21 protein-coding genes and 1 pseudogene are annotated in these 17,402 nt (G+C 44.2%); all 22 read left to right on the top strand.

What is annotated here, in order from left to right; genetic code table 11:
• Positions 1 to 33 precede the first annotated feature (33 nt).
• The 22 genes and pseudogenes from ACHAL6_RS04275 (at position 34) to ACHAL6_RS04380 (ending at position 17,401) form a co-directional block, all read left to right on the top strand.
• Positions 34 to 918 carry an ATPase, T2SS/T4P/T4SS family gene (locus ACHAL6_RS04275; protein WP_395269005.1) on the top strand — a complete coding sequence of 295 codons (885 nt, stop codon included), beginning with the start codon at positions 34 to 36 and terminating at the stop codon, positions 916 to 918.
• Positions 919 to 955: 37 nt separating this feature from the next.
• Complete coding sequence (locus ACHAL6_RS04280) at positions 956 to 1,852, top strand: type II secretion system F family protein (protein WP_395269006.1); 897 nt, start codon at positions 956 to 958, stop codon at positions 1,850 to 1,852.
• A 55-nt stretch (positions 1,853 to 1,907) separates the two neighbouring features.
• Complete coding sequence (locus ACHAL6_RS04285) at positions 1,908 to 2,291, top strand: hypothetical protein (RefSeq protein WP_395269007.1); 384 nt, start codon at positions 1,908 to 1,910, stop codon at positions 2,289 to 2,291.
• A gap of 53 nt (positions 2,292 to 2,344) precedes the next feature.
• Entirely contained in the window at positions 2,345 to 2,671 is a 327-nt protein-coding gene (locus ACHAL6_RS04290; RefSeq protein WP_395269008.1) for a hypothetical protein, read from the top strand.
• Between the two features lie 13 nt (positions 2,672 to 2,684).
• Positions 2,685 to 3,092 carry a hypothetical protein gene (locus ACHAL6_RS04295; protein WP_395269009.1) on the top strand — a complete coding sequence of 136 codons (408 nt, stop codon included), beginning with the start codon at positions 2,685 to 2,687 and terminating at the stop codon, positions 3,090 to 3,092.
• Positions 3,082 to 3,474 carry a hypothetical protein gene (locus ACHAL6_RS04300; protein ID WP_395269010.1) on the top strand — a complete coding sequence of 131 codons (393 nt, stop codon included), beginning with the start codon at positions 3,082 to 3,084 and terminating at the stop codon, positions 3,472 to 3,474. The genes ACHAL6_RS04295 and ACHAL6_RS04300 overlap by 11 nt, the downstream gene beginning before the upstream one ends.
• 2 nt (positions 3,475 to 3,476) lie before the next feature.
• Positions 3,477 to 3,998 carry a shikimate kinase gene (locus ACHAL6_RS04305; protein WP_395269011.1) on the top strand — a complete coding sequence of 174 codons (522 nt, stop codon included), beginning with the start codon at positions 3,477 to 3,479 and terminating at the stop codon, positions 3,996 to 3,998.
• Positions 3,999 to 4,186: 188 nt separating this feature from the next.
• A complete protein-coding gene (gene efp, locus ACHAL6_RS04310; protein ID WP_395269012.1) occupies positions 4,187 to 4,744 on the top strand; it encodes an elongation factor P in 558 nt (185 codons plus the stop codon).
• Positions 4,745 to 5,059: 315 nt separating this feature from the next.
• On the top strand, positions 5,060 to 6,094 hold the full coding sequence (locus tag ACHAL6_RS04315) for a C4-dicarboxylate TRAP transporter substrate-binding protein (RefSeq protein WP_395269013.1): 1,035 nt from the start codon (positions 5,060 to 5,062) through the stop codon (positions 6,092 to 6,094).
• Positions 6,095 to 6,221: 127 nt separating this feature from the next.
• Positions 6,222 to 6,746, top strand: coding sequence for a TRAP transporter small permease (locus ACHAL6_RS04320; protein ID WP_395269014.1), 525 nt, complete (start codon positions 6,222 to 6,224; stop codon positions 6,744 to 6,746).
• Positions 6,746 to 8,032: a TRAP transporter large permease gene (locus ACHAL6_RS04325; protein WP_395269015.1), complete on the top strand. Its 1,287-nt coding sequence runs from the start codon at positions 6,746 to 6,748 to the stop codon at positions 8,030 to 8,032. Before ACHAL6_RS04320 ends, ACHAL6_RS04325 begins: the two co-directional genes overlap by 1 nt.
• A gap of 18 nt (positions 8,033 to 8,050) precedes the next feature.
• A complete protein-coding gene (locus ACHAL6_RS04330) occupies positions 8,051 to 8,842 on the top strand; it encodes an HAD-IIA family hydrolase (protein WP_395269016.1) in 792 nt (263 codons plus the stop codon).
• A 184-nt stretch (positions 8,843 to 9,026) separates the two neighbouring features.
• A complete protein-coding gene (locus ACHAL6_RS04335) occupies positions 9,027 to 9,407 on the top strand; it encodes an Asp23/Gls24 family envelope stress response protein (protein WP_395269017.1) in 381 nt (126 codons plus the stop codon).
• Positions 9,408 to 9,495: 88 nt separating this feature from the next.
• A pseudogene (gene nusB, locus ACHAL6_RS04340) lies at positions 9,496 to 9,885 on the top strand (transcription antitermination factor NusB); the annotation flags it as partial.
• A 403-nt stretch (positions 9,886 to 10,288) separates the two neighbouring features.
• Positions 10,289 to 10,570, top strand: coding sequence for a zinc ribbon domain-containing protein (locus tag ACHAL6_RS04345; RefSeq protein WP_395269018.1), 282 nt, complete (start codon positions 10,289 to 10,291; stop codon positions 10,568 to 10,570).
• Positions 10,571 to 10,733: 163 nt separating this feature from the next.
• On the top strand, positions 10,734 to 11,582 hold the full coding sequence (locus ACHAL6_RS04350) for a bifunctional 5,10-methylenetetrahydrofolate dehydrogenase/5,10-methenyltetrahydrofolate cyclohydrolase (protein WP_395269019.1): 849 nt from the start codon (positions 10,734 to 10,736) through the stop codon (positions 11,580 to 11,582).
• A gap of 19 nt (positions 11,583 to 11,601) precedes the next feature.
• Positions 11,602 to 12,819, top strand: coding sequence for an exodeoxyribonuclease VII large subunit (gene xseA, locus ACHAL6_RS04355; RefSeq protein WP_395269020.1), 1,218 nt, complete (start codon positions 11,602 to 11,604; stop codon positions 12,817 to 12,819).
• The gene (gene xseB, locus ACHAL6_RS04360) at positions 12,794 to 13,000 is read left to right on the top strand and encodes an exodeoxyribonuclease VII small subunit (protein ID WP_395269021.1); all 207 of its coding nucleotides are present in this window, start codon (positions 12,794 to 12,796) and stop codon (positions 12,998 to 13,000) included. The genes xseA and xseB overlap by 26 nt, the downstream gene beginning before the upstream one ends.
• Positions 13,001 to 13,861, top strand: a complete 861-nt coding sequence (locus ACHAL6_RS04365) for a polyprenyl synthetase family protein (protein ID WP_395269022.1) — start codon at positions 13,001 to 13,003, stop codon at positions 13,859 to 13,861.
• Between the two features lie 11 nt (positions 13,862 to 13,872).
• A complete protein-coding gene (gene dxs / locus ACHAL6_RS04370; RefSeq protein WP_395269023.1) occupies positions 13,873 to 15,744 on the top strand; it encodes a 1-deoxy-D-xylulose-5-phosphate synthase in 1,872 nt (623 codons plus the stop codon).
• Entirely contained in the window at positions 15,741 to 16,544 is an 804-nt protein-coding gene (locus tag ACHAL6_RS04375; protein ID WP_395269024.1) for a TlyA family RNA methyltransferase, read from the top strand. Before dxs ends, ACHAL6_RS04375 begins: the two co-directional genes overlap by 4 nt.
• A 20-nt stretch (positions 16,545 to 16,564) precedes the next feature.
• Positions 16,565 to 17,401, top strand: coding sequence for an NAD(+)/NADH kinase (locus tag ACHAL6_RS04380; RefSeq protein WP_395269025.1), 837 nt, complete (start codon positions 16,565 to 16,567; stop codon positions 17,399 to 17,401).
• Position 17,402 lies beyond the last annotated feature (1 nt).

Genomic DNA, 17,402 nt, shown 5'->3' on the forward strand with positions numbered 1-17,402 from the left:
AGCATAATACTGGTATGAAAAGGGGTTATGAAGATGAATATGGAAGAGATTATAGCCGATGGAATGGAAACTGATGCGTCTGATATCCATTTCATTCCTGACGAAAGAAATGTAAGAATTCTCATGAGAAAGAGAGGAGAACTGGAATTTTACAGTGATCTGGATAGCCATAATTATCAGATTCTGCTGCAGAAAGCAAAAGCCATGGCTCAGATGAACATATCTGAGAAAAGAATGCCCCAGGATGGGGTGCTGAGAACAGGTGGACTCAACATAAGAGTAAGTACGCTTCGTTCACTGCAGGGTGAATCCATGGTGCTGAGACTCTTTCCAAGAGAGCTGATTCCTCTGGAAGAACTGGGACTGAATCATGAAACAGCCCATGCGCTGATTGGTCATGTCAGAAACAGCACAGGGATTCATATCATATCTGGAGAGACAGGCATGGGCAAAAGCACGACAATGTATGCACTTATGATGGCACTGAGAGATCTGAATCAGAAAATCATCTCCATTGAAGATCCGGTGGAAAGAGAAGTGGAAGGAATCATTCAGAGCCAGATCAATGAGATTTCAGGATTCGGATACGAGAAAGCCATATTCGCAGCACTGAGGCAGGATCCGGATTATATCTGCATCGGAGAAATCCGGAATAAAGAGACTGCCAGTGCGCTCATCAAAGCAGCGCTCACAGGACACAAAGTCCTAACCACCATTCATGCTCAGAAATACAAAAGTGTCCTGCAGAGAATGACGGATTTCGGAATCAGACAAGAATATCTTGATATGACAATATCTCTTGTCATGAATCAGAAACTGCGTAAAAGTGAAGGGGGAAGAAAACTGTATGCGACATTGGATTTTGCGGAAGATTTCAGAACTGATTCAGTACGTATCAGGGAGAAGAAGCAGGTTTAACAGTGAGATGTTTTTCCGGGAAAAAGGGAGTTATCTATTGAATGGGATTGGCCTGACAGAAGTGCTGCTGATCTCAGATGAGGACAGCGACAGAAGACTGAGAGAATGTATTCTGGCGGGCATGCAGCTGTCCGAAGCGATGGAAGAAGTGGATCTGTTCAGCAGTCGTGAAATCAGTCTGATCAGGCTTGCAGAGGAAACAGGGAATCTGGCAGGGGCATTTCAGTCTATTCACACTTCCCTGAAAGACCAGAGAGAGCTGAACAGCAAAATCAGGACCCTTCTGATCTATCCGCTGATGCTTCTTGTGACAGCGTATGTGTTTCTTGTTTGTGCGGTTTATTTCATCGTGCCACCGCTGTATGAAATGCTCCAGGAGCTTGGCGCGGAAAACAGTTTTTTAGGATTCATATACTCCATTTCGCGAGAAATTCCGGTTTATGTTGTTATTGCCCTTACAGCAGTCCTGATCTGCCATCTGGTGAAAATGGTGAAAGAAAAAGAGCTGATATTCAGGCTGGTGTTAGGATCTCAGTCTTCCCGTTACGAAGAGATGATTTTCATTGAAGAGCTGTCACTACTGTCAGAGGGCGGGCTGGATCTTATGGAGAGTTTTCGCATTCTGAGAGAGGAAGGGTATCCCTGTGATGACCTTCTAACCAGGATTCAGAATGGTGCAGGTCTGAAAGAAGCGTTTCAGTATGGAGATTTTTCTCCAGGCCTTCTCAGTTATCTCACCATGGCCGAAGAAACAGGCAATTATTCCGAAGCATTTGCATCTTTTGTGAATCTCAGAAAGCTCTATTTCAAGGATTATCTCAAGAGAAAGACGGCACTTATTGAACCGGCTGCCATCGTGATCATGGGATTGCTCGTGTTTTCGGTCGCCTATATGATCATGATACCGATGCTTGGTGCCTATGAGAGTCTGTAGGGGGAATCTTCTGTTCGAAGGAATGGTCGCCATATTTCTCGCAGGTGTCTTACTCTTGATGACGGCAACTCAGACGCCGCTGAAATATAAGAGCAGTGCCGAAGAGTCTCCGGTAATTCTATTAGGTCTTCTGAATGAGGAAATGAGAGGAGCGGCAGAGAAGATGAGCTTCAATCAGATAAAAGTCAATGAGCAGACTCTGGTGCATTCCAATCATAGACTGACTGTGACAAAAAGAAGCAGAATAGATGAGAATGTAAGGGTATTGTATGATTCAGTATACAATCCCAGATTCAAAACAGGTACGAGCTTTAAGTACGAGATCAATGGGAAAGCTCCTAGAGGAAGCATCTATTTCTACAGGGAGGGTGAACTGGAATCTTTCATTACAATTCAGGTAGGAACTCTGACTATGGATATCCGGAAACCGAAGAACTGATAAAGTGGGAGTGCGTTATGTTGAATGATAAGACCATGAGAAGAAAGGGGTTTATGAATATTTTTTTTGGAGGGGCTGTGATGATGGTCCTGTTCTGTTTTCTTGTCCTGACGAAGGAAGCTTCAGATATGAGATTCAGGAGGCAAGAACTGGAGCAGATGCTTCAGTTTGATTACACCGTTGAAGCATACTATCTGCTTCTTGACACAGGGGGGCTGTCACTGGATCAGGACAGGGGGTACGGAAGCTTCAATGAGTATATCATCAGAGAATCACACGATGAGGACAGGTATATTGAGATTACGGACAGGGAAGACCATATTCAGCTAACAGGCTACTATTCAGGAAAGAAGAGAGTGCAGTATGAAATATGGAAGTAGGAGGGGTAGGTTCATGGTGGAGATGATGATGTATATAGTCCTTTCTGTTTTTCTCATGAGCGTATTTACGAGGCTCTACAGCAGGATCATCATCGATTACAAAGAGAACATTACGTTTCTCAAGCATACGGATTACGCCTATCGGGCTTTTGAAGTGCTGAAAGCCGACTTCTACACGCATACGGAATCATTCGCTTTGAACGGAAATGAGCTTAAGATCCGAAAAAGTGATTATATAGCGGGAAACGAAATCATACTGAGGCAAAGGGATCAGCGTCTCGTATATCAGTTTGGCAGCACAATTCAGGTGCTCTGTCATGATGTCATGGATGTGCAGATGAATGTCATGGGGGAAGTGCTGATCATTAAGCTGATTTTCTCCGACGTTACCTATGAGAGGAGTTTTAAGGTTGGGAAGTAGAAGAGGGGGTATGCTATACGCTATGATGGTCCTTGTTCTGTGCAGTACGATTCTTGTCAGGAACTACAGACTGTTCAGGAGTCACATATATATTGAGGATGGGATTTATTCCATGGATGTCAGGGTGAATGATTTCCTGATGGAACTTGAAGGTATGGAATCCTATCTGAATTCAATCTATGAATCCCCCGATCTTCTGATGGAGTTTCTCAAGACAGGAAGAAAGATCGTATATAAAGACTTCACTCTTTCCTATGATTCCAGTTATAATAGAGTGGACGTGCATATGATTTCCGTTCTGGACCGAAGAATAAACTATTACAGGTCGGTTCTTGTGACGGAAGATGCAGATCAGATCGTATTAGTCAATAAAGGAGTATAGAGTTGAAGAACATCTTTTTGGTAGGTATGCCTGGAAGCGGGAAAAGCACCCTTGGCAAAAGGTTGGCTGAAATGCTTCATCGAGAGCATTTCGACACGGATGAGGAAATCACAGATAATGAAGGAATGACTCCGGAGGAAATCATTCTCGTTCATGGGGAAGAGAAACTGCGTTCACTTGAACATGAACTTCTGATGAGTCTGCTGAACAAGGAGAATCTAGTCATCTCCACCGGCGGGGGATTTCCTGTCTTCAGCAGCAATATGGTTCTCATGAATGAAAAATCCATCACTGTATATTTGAAGTATCCTCCTGAAATCCTCTGGAAACGGCTGAAAAAGGATCGTGTAAGACCACTTTCCGCAAGTCTTCCGTCTCTTTCGATCCTCCTCGAAAAAAGAGCTGAAGTATATGAAAAAGCGCAGATTGTTGTCACGGGAGAAGAAGAAATCAACGAAAATATCGCGAATGTCATAAGAGCCATAAGTGAACTGCTTCCTGATGAAAATCCTGAAAGGCTATGATGTGATGCGAATCAATATTTATTGCCAAACTCATGGCAATCTGTTAAAATATCATTGGTTAATTACGAGAAACTTTAATTTGTGACGACAGAAGGAAAACCTTTTATAAAACCCCCTGCCTTCTGTTTTAGAACCGCTGGAGTATATCCGGCGTATAATATTTATTGGGGAAATTTGGAGGTATAAAAATGATTTCAGCAAGTGATTTAAGAAAAGGAACAACATTTGAACACGAAGGCAATGTATATGTGGTACTTGACTTTCTACATGTAAAGCCTGGCAAGGGTGCAGCATTTGTAAGAACAAAGCTTAGAAATGTGATCCTGGGTGGTACAACAGAAACCACATTCAATCCTACTACCAAACTGATGGAAGCTGTCATTGAAAGAAAAGAAATGCAGTATCTGTACAATGATGGTGAGCTCTACTACTTCATGGATCAGGAGACCTTCGAGCAGATTCCACTGAATTACGAAAAAGTGGAAGAGGCAATCAAGTTCCTGAAGGAAAACAACTTTGCAGTGATTAAGTTCTACAAAGGGGAGGCGTTCTCCGTGGAAGCACCAAACTTCGTAGAGCTTCAGGTCACTGAGACAGAGCCTGGAGTCAAAGGAAATACTGCAACAAATGCACTGAAGCCTGCCACTGTTGAAACAGGTGCGGTGGTTATGGTTCCTTTCTTCATCAATGAAGGAGACTCCATAAGAGTGGATACGCGTACCGGCGACTACATGGAAAGAGTATAATTTTTCAGCTGAAGGGAATCTGGGCCAACCGGGTTCCCTTTTTCGTATCTTGTGCGTAATATTAACAAAGTCATAAATGCTTGTGCTTGAATTGATTGCGAAAATCATCTGATTTTAGACAGAAAACAATTTCATTTAAACCTTTACAAGAAAATAACATTGTGTTAACATAAATTAGCTAGAAAAAATACAGAGATTATGTTAATGAGCGCTGTGCGTGTAATTCTCTACGATATCGAAGCAGCTTCTCATTAGATACGTCTCTGCATTTTTGTTTGCGAAAAATTATTAATATATTTTGAAGGGGGACACTTCATGAAAAAAATAGCAATGCTGCTAGCAACTGTTTTAATGGCGACTTCCATCGTAGCATGTGGAAGCAAGGCCCCAGCTGAAACACCAGGAGCAGAAACTCCAGCAGCAGAAACCAAGGAAATCACAATCAGCACAAAGTTCGTAGATGACGAACAGACAGCAATCTCACTTAAAAAAGTTGTCGAGGCTGTAAACGAGAGAAGCAACGGTTCACTGGAACTGAAACTTTTCACAGGCGGAACTCTTCCGATCGGTAAAGATGGTATGGAGCAGATCGTCAAAGGATCCGACTGGATTCTGGTTGACGGTGTAAACTTCCTGGGAGACTATGTACCAGACTACAACGCCGTTACAGGACCATTCCTGTATACTACTTTTGATGAATATCTTGCTATGACCAAGACTCCTCTGGTAGAAGAACTGAATGCCAAGATTGAAGCAGATCATGGTGTAAAAGTGCTTTCACTGGACTGGGTATTCGGATTCAGAAGCATGATGACAAAGCAGCCCATCAAGACACCTGATGACATGAATGGACTGAACATACGCGTTCCTACGAGTCAGCTGTATACATACACCATCGAAGCCATGGGCGGAAACCCTGTATCCATGCCTTATCCTGATACCTACGCTGCAATCCAGCAGGGTGTTATCGACGGTGTTGAAGGTTCCATCATGACCTACTACGGAACACAGCAGTATGAGAACGTCAAGGAATATTCCTTAACAAACCATCTTCTTGGTGTATCAGCAGTAGTCATCTCCGATGATCTATGGGCTGAACTTACAGAAGAGCAGCAGACAATCATCTCCGAAGAATTTGAAAAGGGCATGCAGGACAATCTGGATGAAACCATCAAGGCGGAAGAAGAGTTTGCGGATCTTTTAAAGGCAGAAGGCGTAAACTTCCACGAAGTGGATGCAGAAGCGTTCCTGAAGGCTGCAGAGCCTGTATATACCAAGTTCCCACAGTGGACACCTGGAATCTACGAAAGAATTCTTGAAGAACTTGAGAAGATCAAGGCTGCACAGTAATATTTTAATCTGATTGACAATAGCATTCCACTTCTATTGAAGGGGAATGCTATTGAAAATTACACTGACTTTTATGTGAAAAATCTGAACAAAAGAAATTTTGTTTTCAAGAAAAGAGGAGGACGAGATGAAAGATAAATGGAAAAAGTTTTTTGTGAACTTTGAACTATATATCGGTGCAGCATTTCTTGCCGTCACGACAGTGCTGGTTATTGTAAATGTGTTCACCAGATATTTCCTGAGCTTTACTTACAACTGGTCTGAAGAAATAGCCGTAGGTGCCTTCGTCTGGGTTATTTTTCTGGGCTTTGCCAATGCATACAAGACAAAAGGTCTCATCGGAGTAGAGGTGCTAACCAACCTGGTGCCAGATAAGCATCAGCCTCTGGTACTTATGCTGACTTCCGGTGTTGTTACAGTCCTTTCAGGAGGAATGCTTTATTTAAGCTATCTTTATTTTAGAAATTCCACTAAGATCACCGCCGCACTGGAGGTTTCTTATAAATATATTTATATCGCAATTGTCATTTCATTTGCACTGATTACCATCTATTCTGTTTACTTCTTCATACAGAGCATCAGAAAGGTGTTTCTGAAGAAGGATGTAAGCCTTGAAATCGGTAATCCGGAAGACCAGGGGGTGGATGATTAATGGAATCTTTATTGCCGGTACTGGTCCTCTTTATACTGTTCTTCATGAACATTCCTGTAGCCTTTGCGCTGATGGGATCATCACTGTTTTACTTTATTTTCCTGAACAATTCCATGCCTATGGAAATGGTCATACAGCAGTTTGTCACTTCTGTTGAATCCTTCCCATATCTGGCGGTGCCATTCTTCATCATGGTGGGGTCCGTCATGAATCACTCCGGTATTTCTGGAGCGCTCATGGACTTTGCAGATGTACTGGTAGGTCATACCAAGGGTGGACTTGCACAGGTTAACGTACTGCTCAGTGCGCTCATGGGTGGTATTTCAGGTTCCGCCAATGCGGATGCAGCCATGCAGTCCAAGATTCTGGTGCCTGAAATGGTTAAGAAAGGTTTCTCCAAGCCATTTTCAGCAGCGATCACTGCTGCTTCCTCAGCCATCAGCCCAGTCATACCACCAGGAACCAATCTGATCCTGTATGCACTGATTGCCAATGTAGCCGTAGGGGACATGTTCCTGGCAGCCTATATGCCTGGTATACTCATGGCCATCATGCTTATGATTACGGTGCACATCATATCACTGAAAAGAAACTACACACCTTCCAGAGACCGGATCGCCAATGTGGGAGAAATCTTCAGACAGTTCATCAAGTCCATCTGGGCACTGTTTATCCCATTCGGTATCATCATGGGTATGCGTTTCGGTTTATTCACACCTACTGAGGCAGGAGCGATAGCCGTTCTATTCTCAGTTGTCATCGGATTCTTTGTATACAAGGAGCTGAAACCGAAGCATATTCCAATGATCTTCATGGATACGGTGAAGGGTACTGGAGCCGTCATGTCCATCATCGCAAGTGCAAAGGTGTTCGGGTACTACCTGACACTGGAACAGATTCCGCAGATCATCACGGAGTTCCTCATGAACATGACAGACAGTCCGATTGTGCTGCTTCTGGTCATCAATGCACTGCTCCTCTTCATCGGAATGTTCCTTGAAGGTGGCGCTGCGCTGGTTATTCTTGCACCACTGCTTGTACCAGCAGTTGTTTCATTTGGCATCGATCCGCTCCATTTCGGTATGATCTTCATCGTGAATATCATGATCGGAGGTCTGACGCCACCGTTCGGATCCATGATGTTTACGGTCTGCTCCATTGTAAATGTCAAGCTGGAAGATTTCATCAAGGAAGTATGGCCGTTTATTGTGGCTCTGATGGTCGTACTACTGCTTGTCACTTACTCTGAAGGAATTGCGCTGTTTACATACAATATCTTCAGTTGACCATAAAGGAGTATTGTTTTGAGTATTTTAAATGAAAAAGATACGTTCTTGCTGGATATGGATGGAACCATATTCCTTGGCAATGAACTGATCGATGGAGCACTGGATTTTCTTGATACATTGAAGAAGAAGGGCAAGAGATATATTTTTCTTACCAACAATTCTTCCAAGAACAAACTCATCTATGTGGAGAAGCTGAGGAAGCTGGGCATTGATGCCGCTGCTGAAGAGATCTTCACATCAGGAGAAGCGACCACCAGATATCTGAAGCGTGACCATGAAGGAGCTCGGATCTATCTGCTGGGTACACCTGCTCTTGAGGAGGAGTTTGAAAGAGAGGGATTTCAGCTGGTGAAAGAACGTGGAAGAGAAGTTGATTTTGTGGTTCTGGGATTTGACACAACGCTCACCTATGAAAAAATCTGGGGAGCCTGCGAGTATATCGCCGCAGGTGTCGAATACATCGCCACACATCCAGACTTCAATTGTCCATTGCCTAACGAGGCATTCATGCCTGATGCAGGAGCAATGGCTGCCATGATTGAAGCTTCCACAGGTAGAAAGCCGAAAGTCATTGGAAAACCCAATAAGGAAGTTGTAGATAGCATCGCCTACAAGTATGGCCTGGACAAAAAGGGAATGGCCATGGTTGGAGATCGTCTTTATACCGACATTCAGACAGGGATCAATGCAGGAATCACTTCTGTGCTTGTCTTCTCAGGTGAGACGAAAGAAAAGGACTATGAAGCAAGTTCCATAAATGCTGACTTCGCATTCTCATCTGTAAAGCAGATGATTGAAGAAGTCTAAAGATCACTAAAAAGTCTCCTTCTTTTGCAAGGAGACTTTTTCATTGAAAAAGATTTCTGACCCAGGAGCTGCTGCATGAATCATCCCTTAAGAAAAAGTTGTTATTTAGGTATTCAATTGCTTATAAAAGGCCAATTTGGTATAATTATTCCAAATAGACCTACAGTATCGAGGAGGATAAACAATGAGTGAAAATACGAATAAAACCCAGGGTCACGGTGTGGTTAAGATATCAGAAGATGTAGTTGGTGTAATAGCAGGAATCGCTGCCAGTGAAATTCAAGGTATTCAAGGTCTACATCCTACACTGACGGGAGGCATTACTCAGGTGGTCACTGGGAAGAGGAATGTGACTAAAGGAGTAAAGGTGACTGTGGGAGAACGCGATGCCATTATAGATATGGTGGTAAGCATTGAATACGGCTATAAGATCCCAGAGGTTGTGCAGAAGGCACAGGTCAACGTAAAGGAGACTGTCGAGACCATCACAGGACTGAAGGTCTCTGCTGTGAATGTCTATGTGAACAACATCTATGTGAAGGACAAGGAGACAAAGGAAAAGTAAAACCTAACCCTCTGATACAGAGGGTTTTTTATAGTGGTTTTCTGCAAATCTAGAATACAAGGAGGGGGCAAGAACGCCCTTAAGAATTATGAGAAAAAGAACAAGAGAAATAGCAATGGAACTTTTATATCAGAGCACGATGAATCAGAAAACTCCAGAAGAACTGATGGACGACTATTTTGAGGACAATCAGGATGATCTTCGCGAAGATACGGATATGGAGTATCTGGAGGATGTCCTCACCGGCGTGGAATCTCACAAGGAACAGATTGACAGAATCATCGAGAAGTATCTTGTCAAATGGAAACTTCCAAGAATTTCTAAAATCAATCTGAGTATTCTGCGACTTGCGACCTATGAAATTTTATTCATCGAAAACATTCCAAACAACGTTTCCATCTTCGAAGCAGTGGATATGACAAAGAAATATTCAGACGATATATCAGGTTCATTTGTGAACGGTGTACTGGATAAGATTGCACACATGGAGACCAGAACCTCCATGGATACAGCAGTTGAAACCGAGAGCGTCAGTGGTCCGGCAACGGAAACCGAACTGGAATCGGGAGCTGAGTCGGAAGAGGAGTAAACGCAGGGCAATTTAAAGGAATAGCAAATGATTCAATAAATATAAACAATCATGGAAAAAAGCTGAAACGCGAATAAAGAAGGCTTTCGAGAAAATACGAAAGCCTGAAAGTCAGAAATAAAGAAACGAAAGGAGATGCTACCAGACAGTATATCCATAAGCAGATCATAAAGGTACAGAAACTTCATCAGAGACTTTCCAGCATAAGGGGAAATCACGTCAATCAGGTGATCAGTCAGGTGATAAATCAAAAACCAGGGTTTATCATGATGGAAACCTGAACGTGAAGGGCATGATGAAGTACAGGCATTTAGCGAAGGCTGTGAAAGGCCAGAACTTCTATTCCTTCAGGGTGAAACTTGCTGACAAGTGCAAGAAGAACGGAATAGAATCAAGAATTGCTGACAGGTGGTATCCTTCAAGCAGGCAGTGCTCGGAATGTGGTTCTATCAGAAAAGATCTGAAGTTATCTGATAGAACATACAGATGCGATGAGTGGGGCTTCGTCATAGACAGGGACAGGAACGCCAGCATAAATCTTCTGAATGCGAAAGACTACACGGTAGCACTGTAACGCTATTGTAGATGTGTACCGATGGCTGGTCGGGAATTTACGACTGTGGACTGTACAGGAACTTGTGCGTAGCAGCACAGGGGACTGAGGCGAAAGCATACAGGAAGAAGCAGTAAAAGTCTCGACATGGATAGTTGTCCATATTTTGAGTAGCAGGAGAAACATGTCAGAAATCATCAATGTATCAGCCATCGCGAAAGTAGAAAAGGATAAGATCAGAAAACGCATAGAAGACTTCAGGAGTCAGGGGAAAGCGACGCCGACACTGGCCACGGTTCTTGTGGGTGAAGATCCAGGCTCCGTGTATTATATGGATATGCAGAAAAAGGTCCTGGAATCCTTAGGAGGAACCATGCTGAAGATAACCTTGACAGAAGATGTGAGTGAAGAAGAGCTTATTTCCACCATCGGGGATCTGAATAATGATGACAAGGTCCATGGCATCATGGTGCTGTTTCCCCTGCCTAAGCATATGGACGAGCATAAAGTTGCCATGAAGATCAGCCCTTACAAGGATATCGATGGGGTCAATCCCATGAATATCGGCCTTCTGGCGTCCACATCAGGTGGAATCGCTCCCTGCACACCATCCAGTGTCGTAGAGATTCTGAAGGATACCCTGGGAGAGCTGAAAGGAAAGCATGCGGTCATCATCGGCAGAAGCAACATCGTGGGCAAACCCCTGATTCAGCTTCTGTTAAGAGAACATATGACCGTAACGGTCTGTCACTCCAGAACAAGAGACCTGAAAGCGACGGCCCGGACCGGAGAAGTCCTGATTACAGCCATGGGAAGACCGAAAATGATAACAGAGGAATACGTTGGAGAGGGTGCTGTGGTCATTGATGTGGGAACATCCGAGCTGGACGGGAAAATCACTGGAGACTGCGATCTGGAAAGCGTCATGAAGAAGGCTTCTCTGGTGACGAAAGTACCAGGAGGCGTAGGTACCCTGACAACAACGATTCTGATGAGGACATTAGTTGACCTCTACGAGAAAAGCGAATCATAATATCAAACGGAGGTCAGAGATGAAACTTAAAACCATGAGTGTTACAGACCTCAATGTCTATATTAAGAGAAATTTCGATCACGACTTTATTCTGAACAATCTCACCGTGATGGGGGAGATTTCAAACTTCAAAGCGCATTCTTCGGGGCATCTGTACTTTTCACTCAAGGACGAAAGCGCAAAAGTGAATTGCGTGATGTTTCGAAGTGATGCATCTGGTTTAAAGATCAGACCCAAAGACGGGATGAAAGTTCTTGTGAAAGGCAGAGTCAGTGTCTATACGAAAGAAGGCAGTTATCAGCTCTATGCTACTATGATGGAAGAAGTGGGTCTTGGTGAAATCTATCAGGAATTTGAGAGAAACAAGGAAAAGCTCCAGAAAGAGGGGCTTTTTCGTGATGATATAAAAAGGGAACTTCCCGAATATCCGGAAAAAGTAGCGGTTATCACCTCTTCAACGGGGGCGGCCATACAGGATATCATCAATGTGAGCAGAAGAAGAAACAAGGGAGTATCACTCATTGTATATACTACCCTCGTGCAGGGAGAAGAGGCGCGAAGCTCTCTGACGGATGCCGTAAAGAAAGTGAATCAGAGAAAAGATATTGATGTGATCATACTTTCAAGAGGGGGAGGCTCCTACGAGGATCTTTCCTGCTTCAATGACCTGGATCTTGCTTACGCCATAAGAAAGTCGAAGATTCCTGTAGTTACAGGAATCGGACATGAAGTGGATTTCACCATTGCCGATTTTGTTGCGGATCTGAGATGTGCAACCCCTTCTCAGGCGGCAGAAGTTGTGATTCCGTCCATGGAAGAAATGACAAGGGCAGTGAAAGAGAACGCACAAAGACTTGAAAGCGGATATGAGATGAAAATCAGGCTGGAGAAATTGCGTCTGAAGAATCATTTCCAGTCCTTGTCCAGGAACAATCCCAAGGTCATGATTGCCAACGGATATCTGGAGATCGACAAAAAAAGAAATCAATTAAATGGTATAATTATACAGAAGCTATCCAGAGAGAAGGAAAGACTTGCATCCAGATATAGTCTGATCAAAGCACACAATCCTCTGAATATCTTAGAGAAGGGCTATGCGCTGATCTATGATGAGGAAAATCATCTGGTGAAGGAAGTAGATGCCTTGGACCATTTGAGTAAAGTGAAAATCAGGCTGAAAGACGGAGAAAGGATATTGGAGGTAAAGAAGAATGGTGAAGAAAAAGCTGACTTATAAGGAACTCACGGAAAAACTCGAGGATATCATTGAAAACCTGGAGACCGGAGAACTGTCAGTGGAAGAATCCATGGAAAAGTATGAGGAAGGCGTGAAAATCACGAAAGAGCTTCTTGGTATTCTCAGCAAAGCTGAAGAAAAAGTGAAAATCATGCGGGACCAGGATGAAATGGAGTTTTAAATGTTAAGTAAATATAAAGTGATAATTGATGAAATCATACTGAATTATTTCAGAAGTCTACCGGAAAACACTTTGAGTGAATCCATGGCGTACAGCATGAATCTCGGAGGGAAGAGACTGAGGCCTTCACTTGTGCTTCTTTCCAGCAGAATCTTCGGTGGAGAGGAAAAAGAGGTGTATCACATGGCTCTGGCCATGGAGATGATTCATACCTATTCTCTGATTCACGACGATCTTCCTTCCATGGATGATGATGATCTGAGGAGAGGAAAGCCTACGAATCATAAGGTGTTCGGAGAAGCCAATGCCATACTGGCAGGAGATGCACTTCTTAATGAAGCCTTTACGGTTCTTCTTGCAAATTATGCGGTGAAAAGCAGAGAAGGTGCTGAAGCAGCCCTTTTCATTTCACGTGCAGCGGGAAGAGAGGGCATGATAGTAGGTCAGGTATACGATCTGGAAAACGAAAAAAAGAAGGCTACTCTTCAGGAACTCGTGGAGTGCCACAACCGGAAGACAGGTGAACTTATTGCGGCATCTCTGACGGCACCAGCGATTTTATTGGGAGCTGAGAAGGATGAAGTGGAAAAGATGTATGCCTTTGGGATTCAGTTAGGACTCGCATTTCAGATCCAGGACGATATTCTGGACAGAACATCCACAAAAGAAGTGCTTGGAAAGAGTATAGGCAAGGATGGAGAGTCAGGAAAGAGCACCTATGTGGAGCTGTTTGGCATCGAAAGAAGCAGGGAAATGGCGAAAGAGGCAACGGATTCCTGTCTGGAGATCTTATCCAGCATAAACAGGGATACAAGAGAGCTGGCTGAATTGACAGCCATGCTTCTCAATCGAACCTATTAGGAGGGAAGAAAATGGGTATACTTAATGACGGCTATAGGAAGCCTGAAGATATCAAGAAATTTACCCTGGAAGAACTATATCAGCTTTCTGATGAAATTCGAAGCTTCCTCGTGGAGTCCGTTTCCAAAACAGGCGGTCATCTGGCACCAAACCTTGGTGTGGTTGAACTGACTGTAAGTCTGTTCAATGTTTTCGATGTCGAGAAAGATAAGATCATATATGATGTAGGGCATCAGAGCTATGTCCACAAAATACTGACGGGACGTAAAGATGAATTCAGTACGCTGAGACAGTATAAGGGGCTCAGCGGATTTCCGAAGAGAGATGAAAGCAGGTACGACGTTTTCGATACAGGGCATTCCTCTACATCCATAAGTGCCGCACTGGGAATTGCCAGAGCGAGAGACCTGAAGGGTGAAGATTTCGATGTGGTGGCTGTCATAGGTGATGGAGCACTCACAGGAGGAATGGCTCTGGAAGCCATGAATGATGTGGGGGACAAGAAAACGGATCTCATCATTGTTCTCAACGACAATCAGATGAGCATTTCGCGCAATGTGGGAGGAATCAGCACTTATCTCAGTCAGTTGAGGGGAGACCCCACCTATGAGAAAGCGAAAAAGGAAGTGCAGGACCTTTTCGGAAGAATGCCGCTGGGTAAAAGCATCAATAAATCGGTGGATCGCGTAAAGGAAGGCATAAAATCCATGGTGCTTCCGGATATGCTGTTTGAAAATATGGGGCTTACCTATTTAGGACCTGTAGATGGACATAATATCAAGGAGGTTTCCAAAATCCTGAAGATCGCGAAGGAGATGAAGGGACCGAAAGTGGTCCATGTGATCACAAAGAAGGGAAAAGGATATAAGAACAGTGAGCAGAGACCGGACAAGTTTCATGGAACGCCACCCTTCAACAAATCTGACGGCATGCCGAAGAAAACAGGCACACTCACCTACTCCAGAGTCTTCGGAAACACGTTGACAGAGATGGCGAAAAACAATAAGGATATCGTGGCTGTTGTAGCTGCGATGCCAGATGGTACGGGGCTGACGAGTTTCAAGGAGATCTACGGAAAAAGGCTTTTTGATGTGGGAATCGCGGAGCAGCATGCCATGACTCTGGCAGCTGGGCTTGCGGTAGGCGGATTGAAACCCTACATCGCACTATACTCCACATTCCTTCAAAGAGCCTATGATCAGCTGATTCACGATGTGTGCATCCAGGAGCTGGACGTGACGGTCTGCATTGACCGTGCAGGGGTTGTGGGAGATGACGGGGAAACCCATCAGGGACTTTTCGATCTGTCTTTCCTTACACCTGTGCCGAACCTGACCATCATGGCTCCGAAATCTCTGGAAGAATTAAGATATATGTTATATTATTCCGAGAATTTCAAAGGACCTCTGGCTATCCGTTATCCCAGAGGGACGGATGAAAACGACTATGAACCGGAGCCTCTGAGGGAGTTTACGCCTGGCAGGTTCGAAGTGATGATGGAAGGCGGAGACGGATATCTCTATGCCACCGGGAAGATGGTTGCAAGAGCAGTGAAACTGTCTCATCTTCTGAAGGAAAAAGGATACAGTTTCGGTGTGGTGAACGGCTGCTTCATAAAACCCGTAGACCACGATCTCATTAAGAACCATCTGGACAAAGGCCTCAAAATAATCACTTTGGAAGACAATATGCTTCATGGCGGATTCGGAAGCATGATCCTTGAAAGTGCCATGGGCCATTTCATGGCGGGCAACATCATGAGATTCGGTTTCGAAGACAGATTTGTAGAACAGGGTGCGCCAGAGCTCCTTTATGAAGCTTACGGATTAGGCTACGCTGAAATCACTGAAAAAATCATCAGGTTTACAGGAGAAAAGCTATGAGCGATAAAGAAAGACTGGATGTTCTGCTGGTGGAACTGGGATTCTTTGAGACCCGGGAGAAAGCCAGAGCGCAGATCATGGCCGGAAAAATCTATGTGGATGATCAGAAATCGGATAAACCCGGAACGAAGATCTCAAAAAATGCCGTCATTGAAGACCGTGGGGAGAAGATGCCATTTGTGTCCAGGGGCGGTTATAAACTGGACAAGGCGATCAGAAACTTTCAGATTGACCTGCGAGGAAAGACATGTCTTGACATCGGTGCCTCCACAGGTGGCTTCACGGATGTGATGCTTCAGAACGGTGCCGAAAAGGTATATGCTGTGGATGTGGGCTATGGACAGTTTGCCTGGAAGCTGCGGACGGATCCAAGGGTGGTATGTATGGAGAGAATGAACTTCCGCTATGCCACAAGAGAAGATATTCAGGACCCCATCGACTTTTCCGCTACGGATGTATCTTTCATCTCCATCATGAAGATCATTCCTCCGGCACTGGAACTCATGAAAGAAGACGGAGAAATGGTTGCACTGATCAAACCTCAGTTTGAGGCAGGACGTGATAAGGTGGAGAAAAAAGGTGTCGTGAGAAAGAAATCCACCCATAAGGAAGTACTGAACATGATAACTGATTTTGTCACGGAGAAAGGGCTTTACATCTACGGACTTGACTATTCGCCCATAAGGGGACCCGAAGGTAATATCGAGTTTCTGATCTACTTCGGCAAAAAGGACAAGGGAATCTTGTTTGATAAGGAAATAGTTCTTGATAAGCTGATTGAGGAAGCCCATGGCATCTGATAATGATAGGGGGAGACTGAGTGAAGAAAATCGGAATCTTAAGCAACCAGGACAAAGACGTGGAAGGAATCTATCTGACCCAAACACTGGAATCACTGAAGAATACCCTTCCTGAAGCAAAAGTGACCATGATCGAGAATCATAAGATGGTGGAAGGGCTGGAACTGCTCATAGTGCTCGGTGGTGATGGGACACTTCTATCCGCCGCAAGACTGGCTTACGGATATGATGTGCCCATTCACGGAGTGAACATCGGGAATCTGGGGTTCATGACCGCTACAGACATTCATGGTCTGGAAGAGAGTCTTCTGAAGATCGAAGAAGGCAGATACTCCATAGAGGACCGGATGATGCTGGAGACAACTCTTGACTGCGCGGAAGGAAAAAGGACTTATCATGCGCTCAATGATGTGGTGGTTCATAAAGGAGCGCTGGGGAACATCATCAATTTTGAGCTTTATGTGGACCAGGATTTCGCCAACAGTTATCGCGGAGATGGAATCATCATCACTACACCCACAGGTTCCACAGCATACAACCTTTCCGCAGGGGGGTCCATCATGTATCCGACGGTGGAAGCCATAGGTGTGACATCCATCTGTCCTCACACCTTCGGTATCAGAAATCTGATTCTAAGCAGCGGTCAGAAAATCATGATCAAAGTAGGGAAAAGCAACGAAGAGTACTTTCTTTCCATGGATGGGCAGATCAATCTGAGACTGACGGATGATGCCATCATCACGACAAAGAAAGCGGAGCATTCCTGCAAAATCCTGAGACTGGATGATTATGATTACTTCAATGTGTTAAGACAAAAGCTAATATATAAGGCAATGAATATTCAAAGGGGTGAATGAT

Source organism: Proteiniclasticum sp. C24MP (assembly GCF_043951855.1).
Classification (GTDB): Bacteria; Bacillota; Clostridia; order Clostridiales; family Clostridiaceae; genus Proteiniclasticum.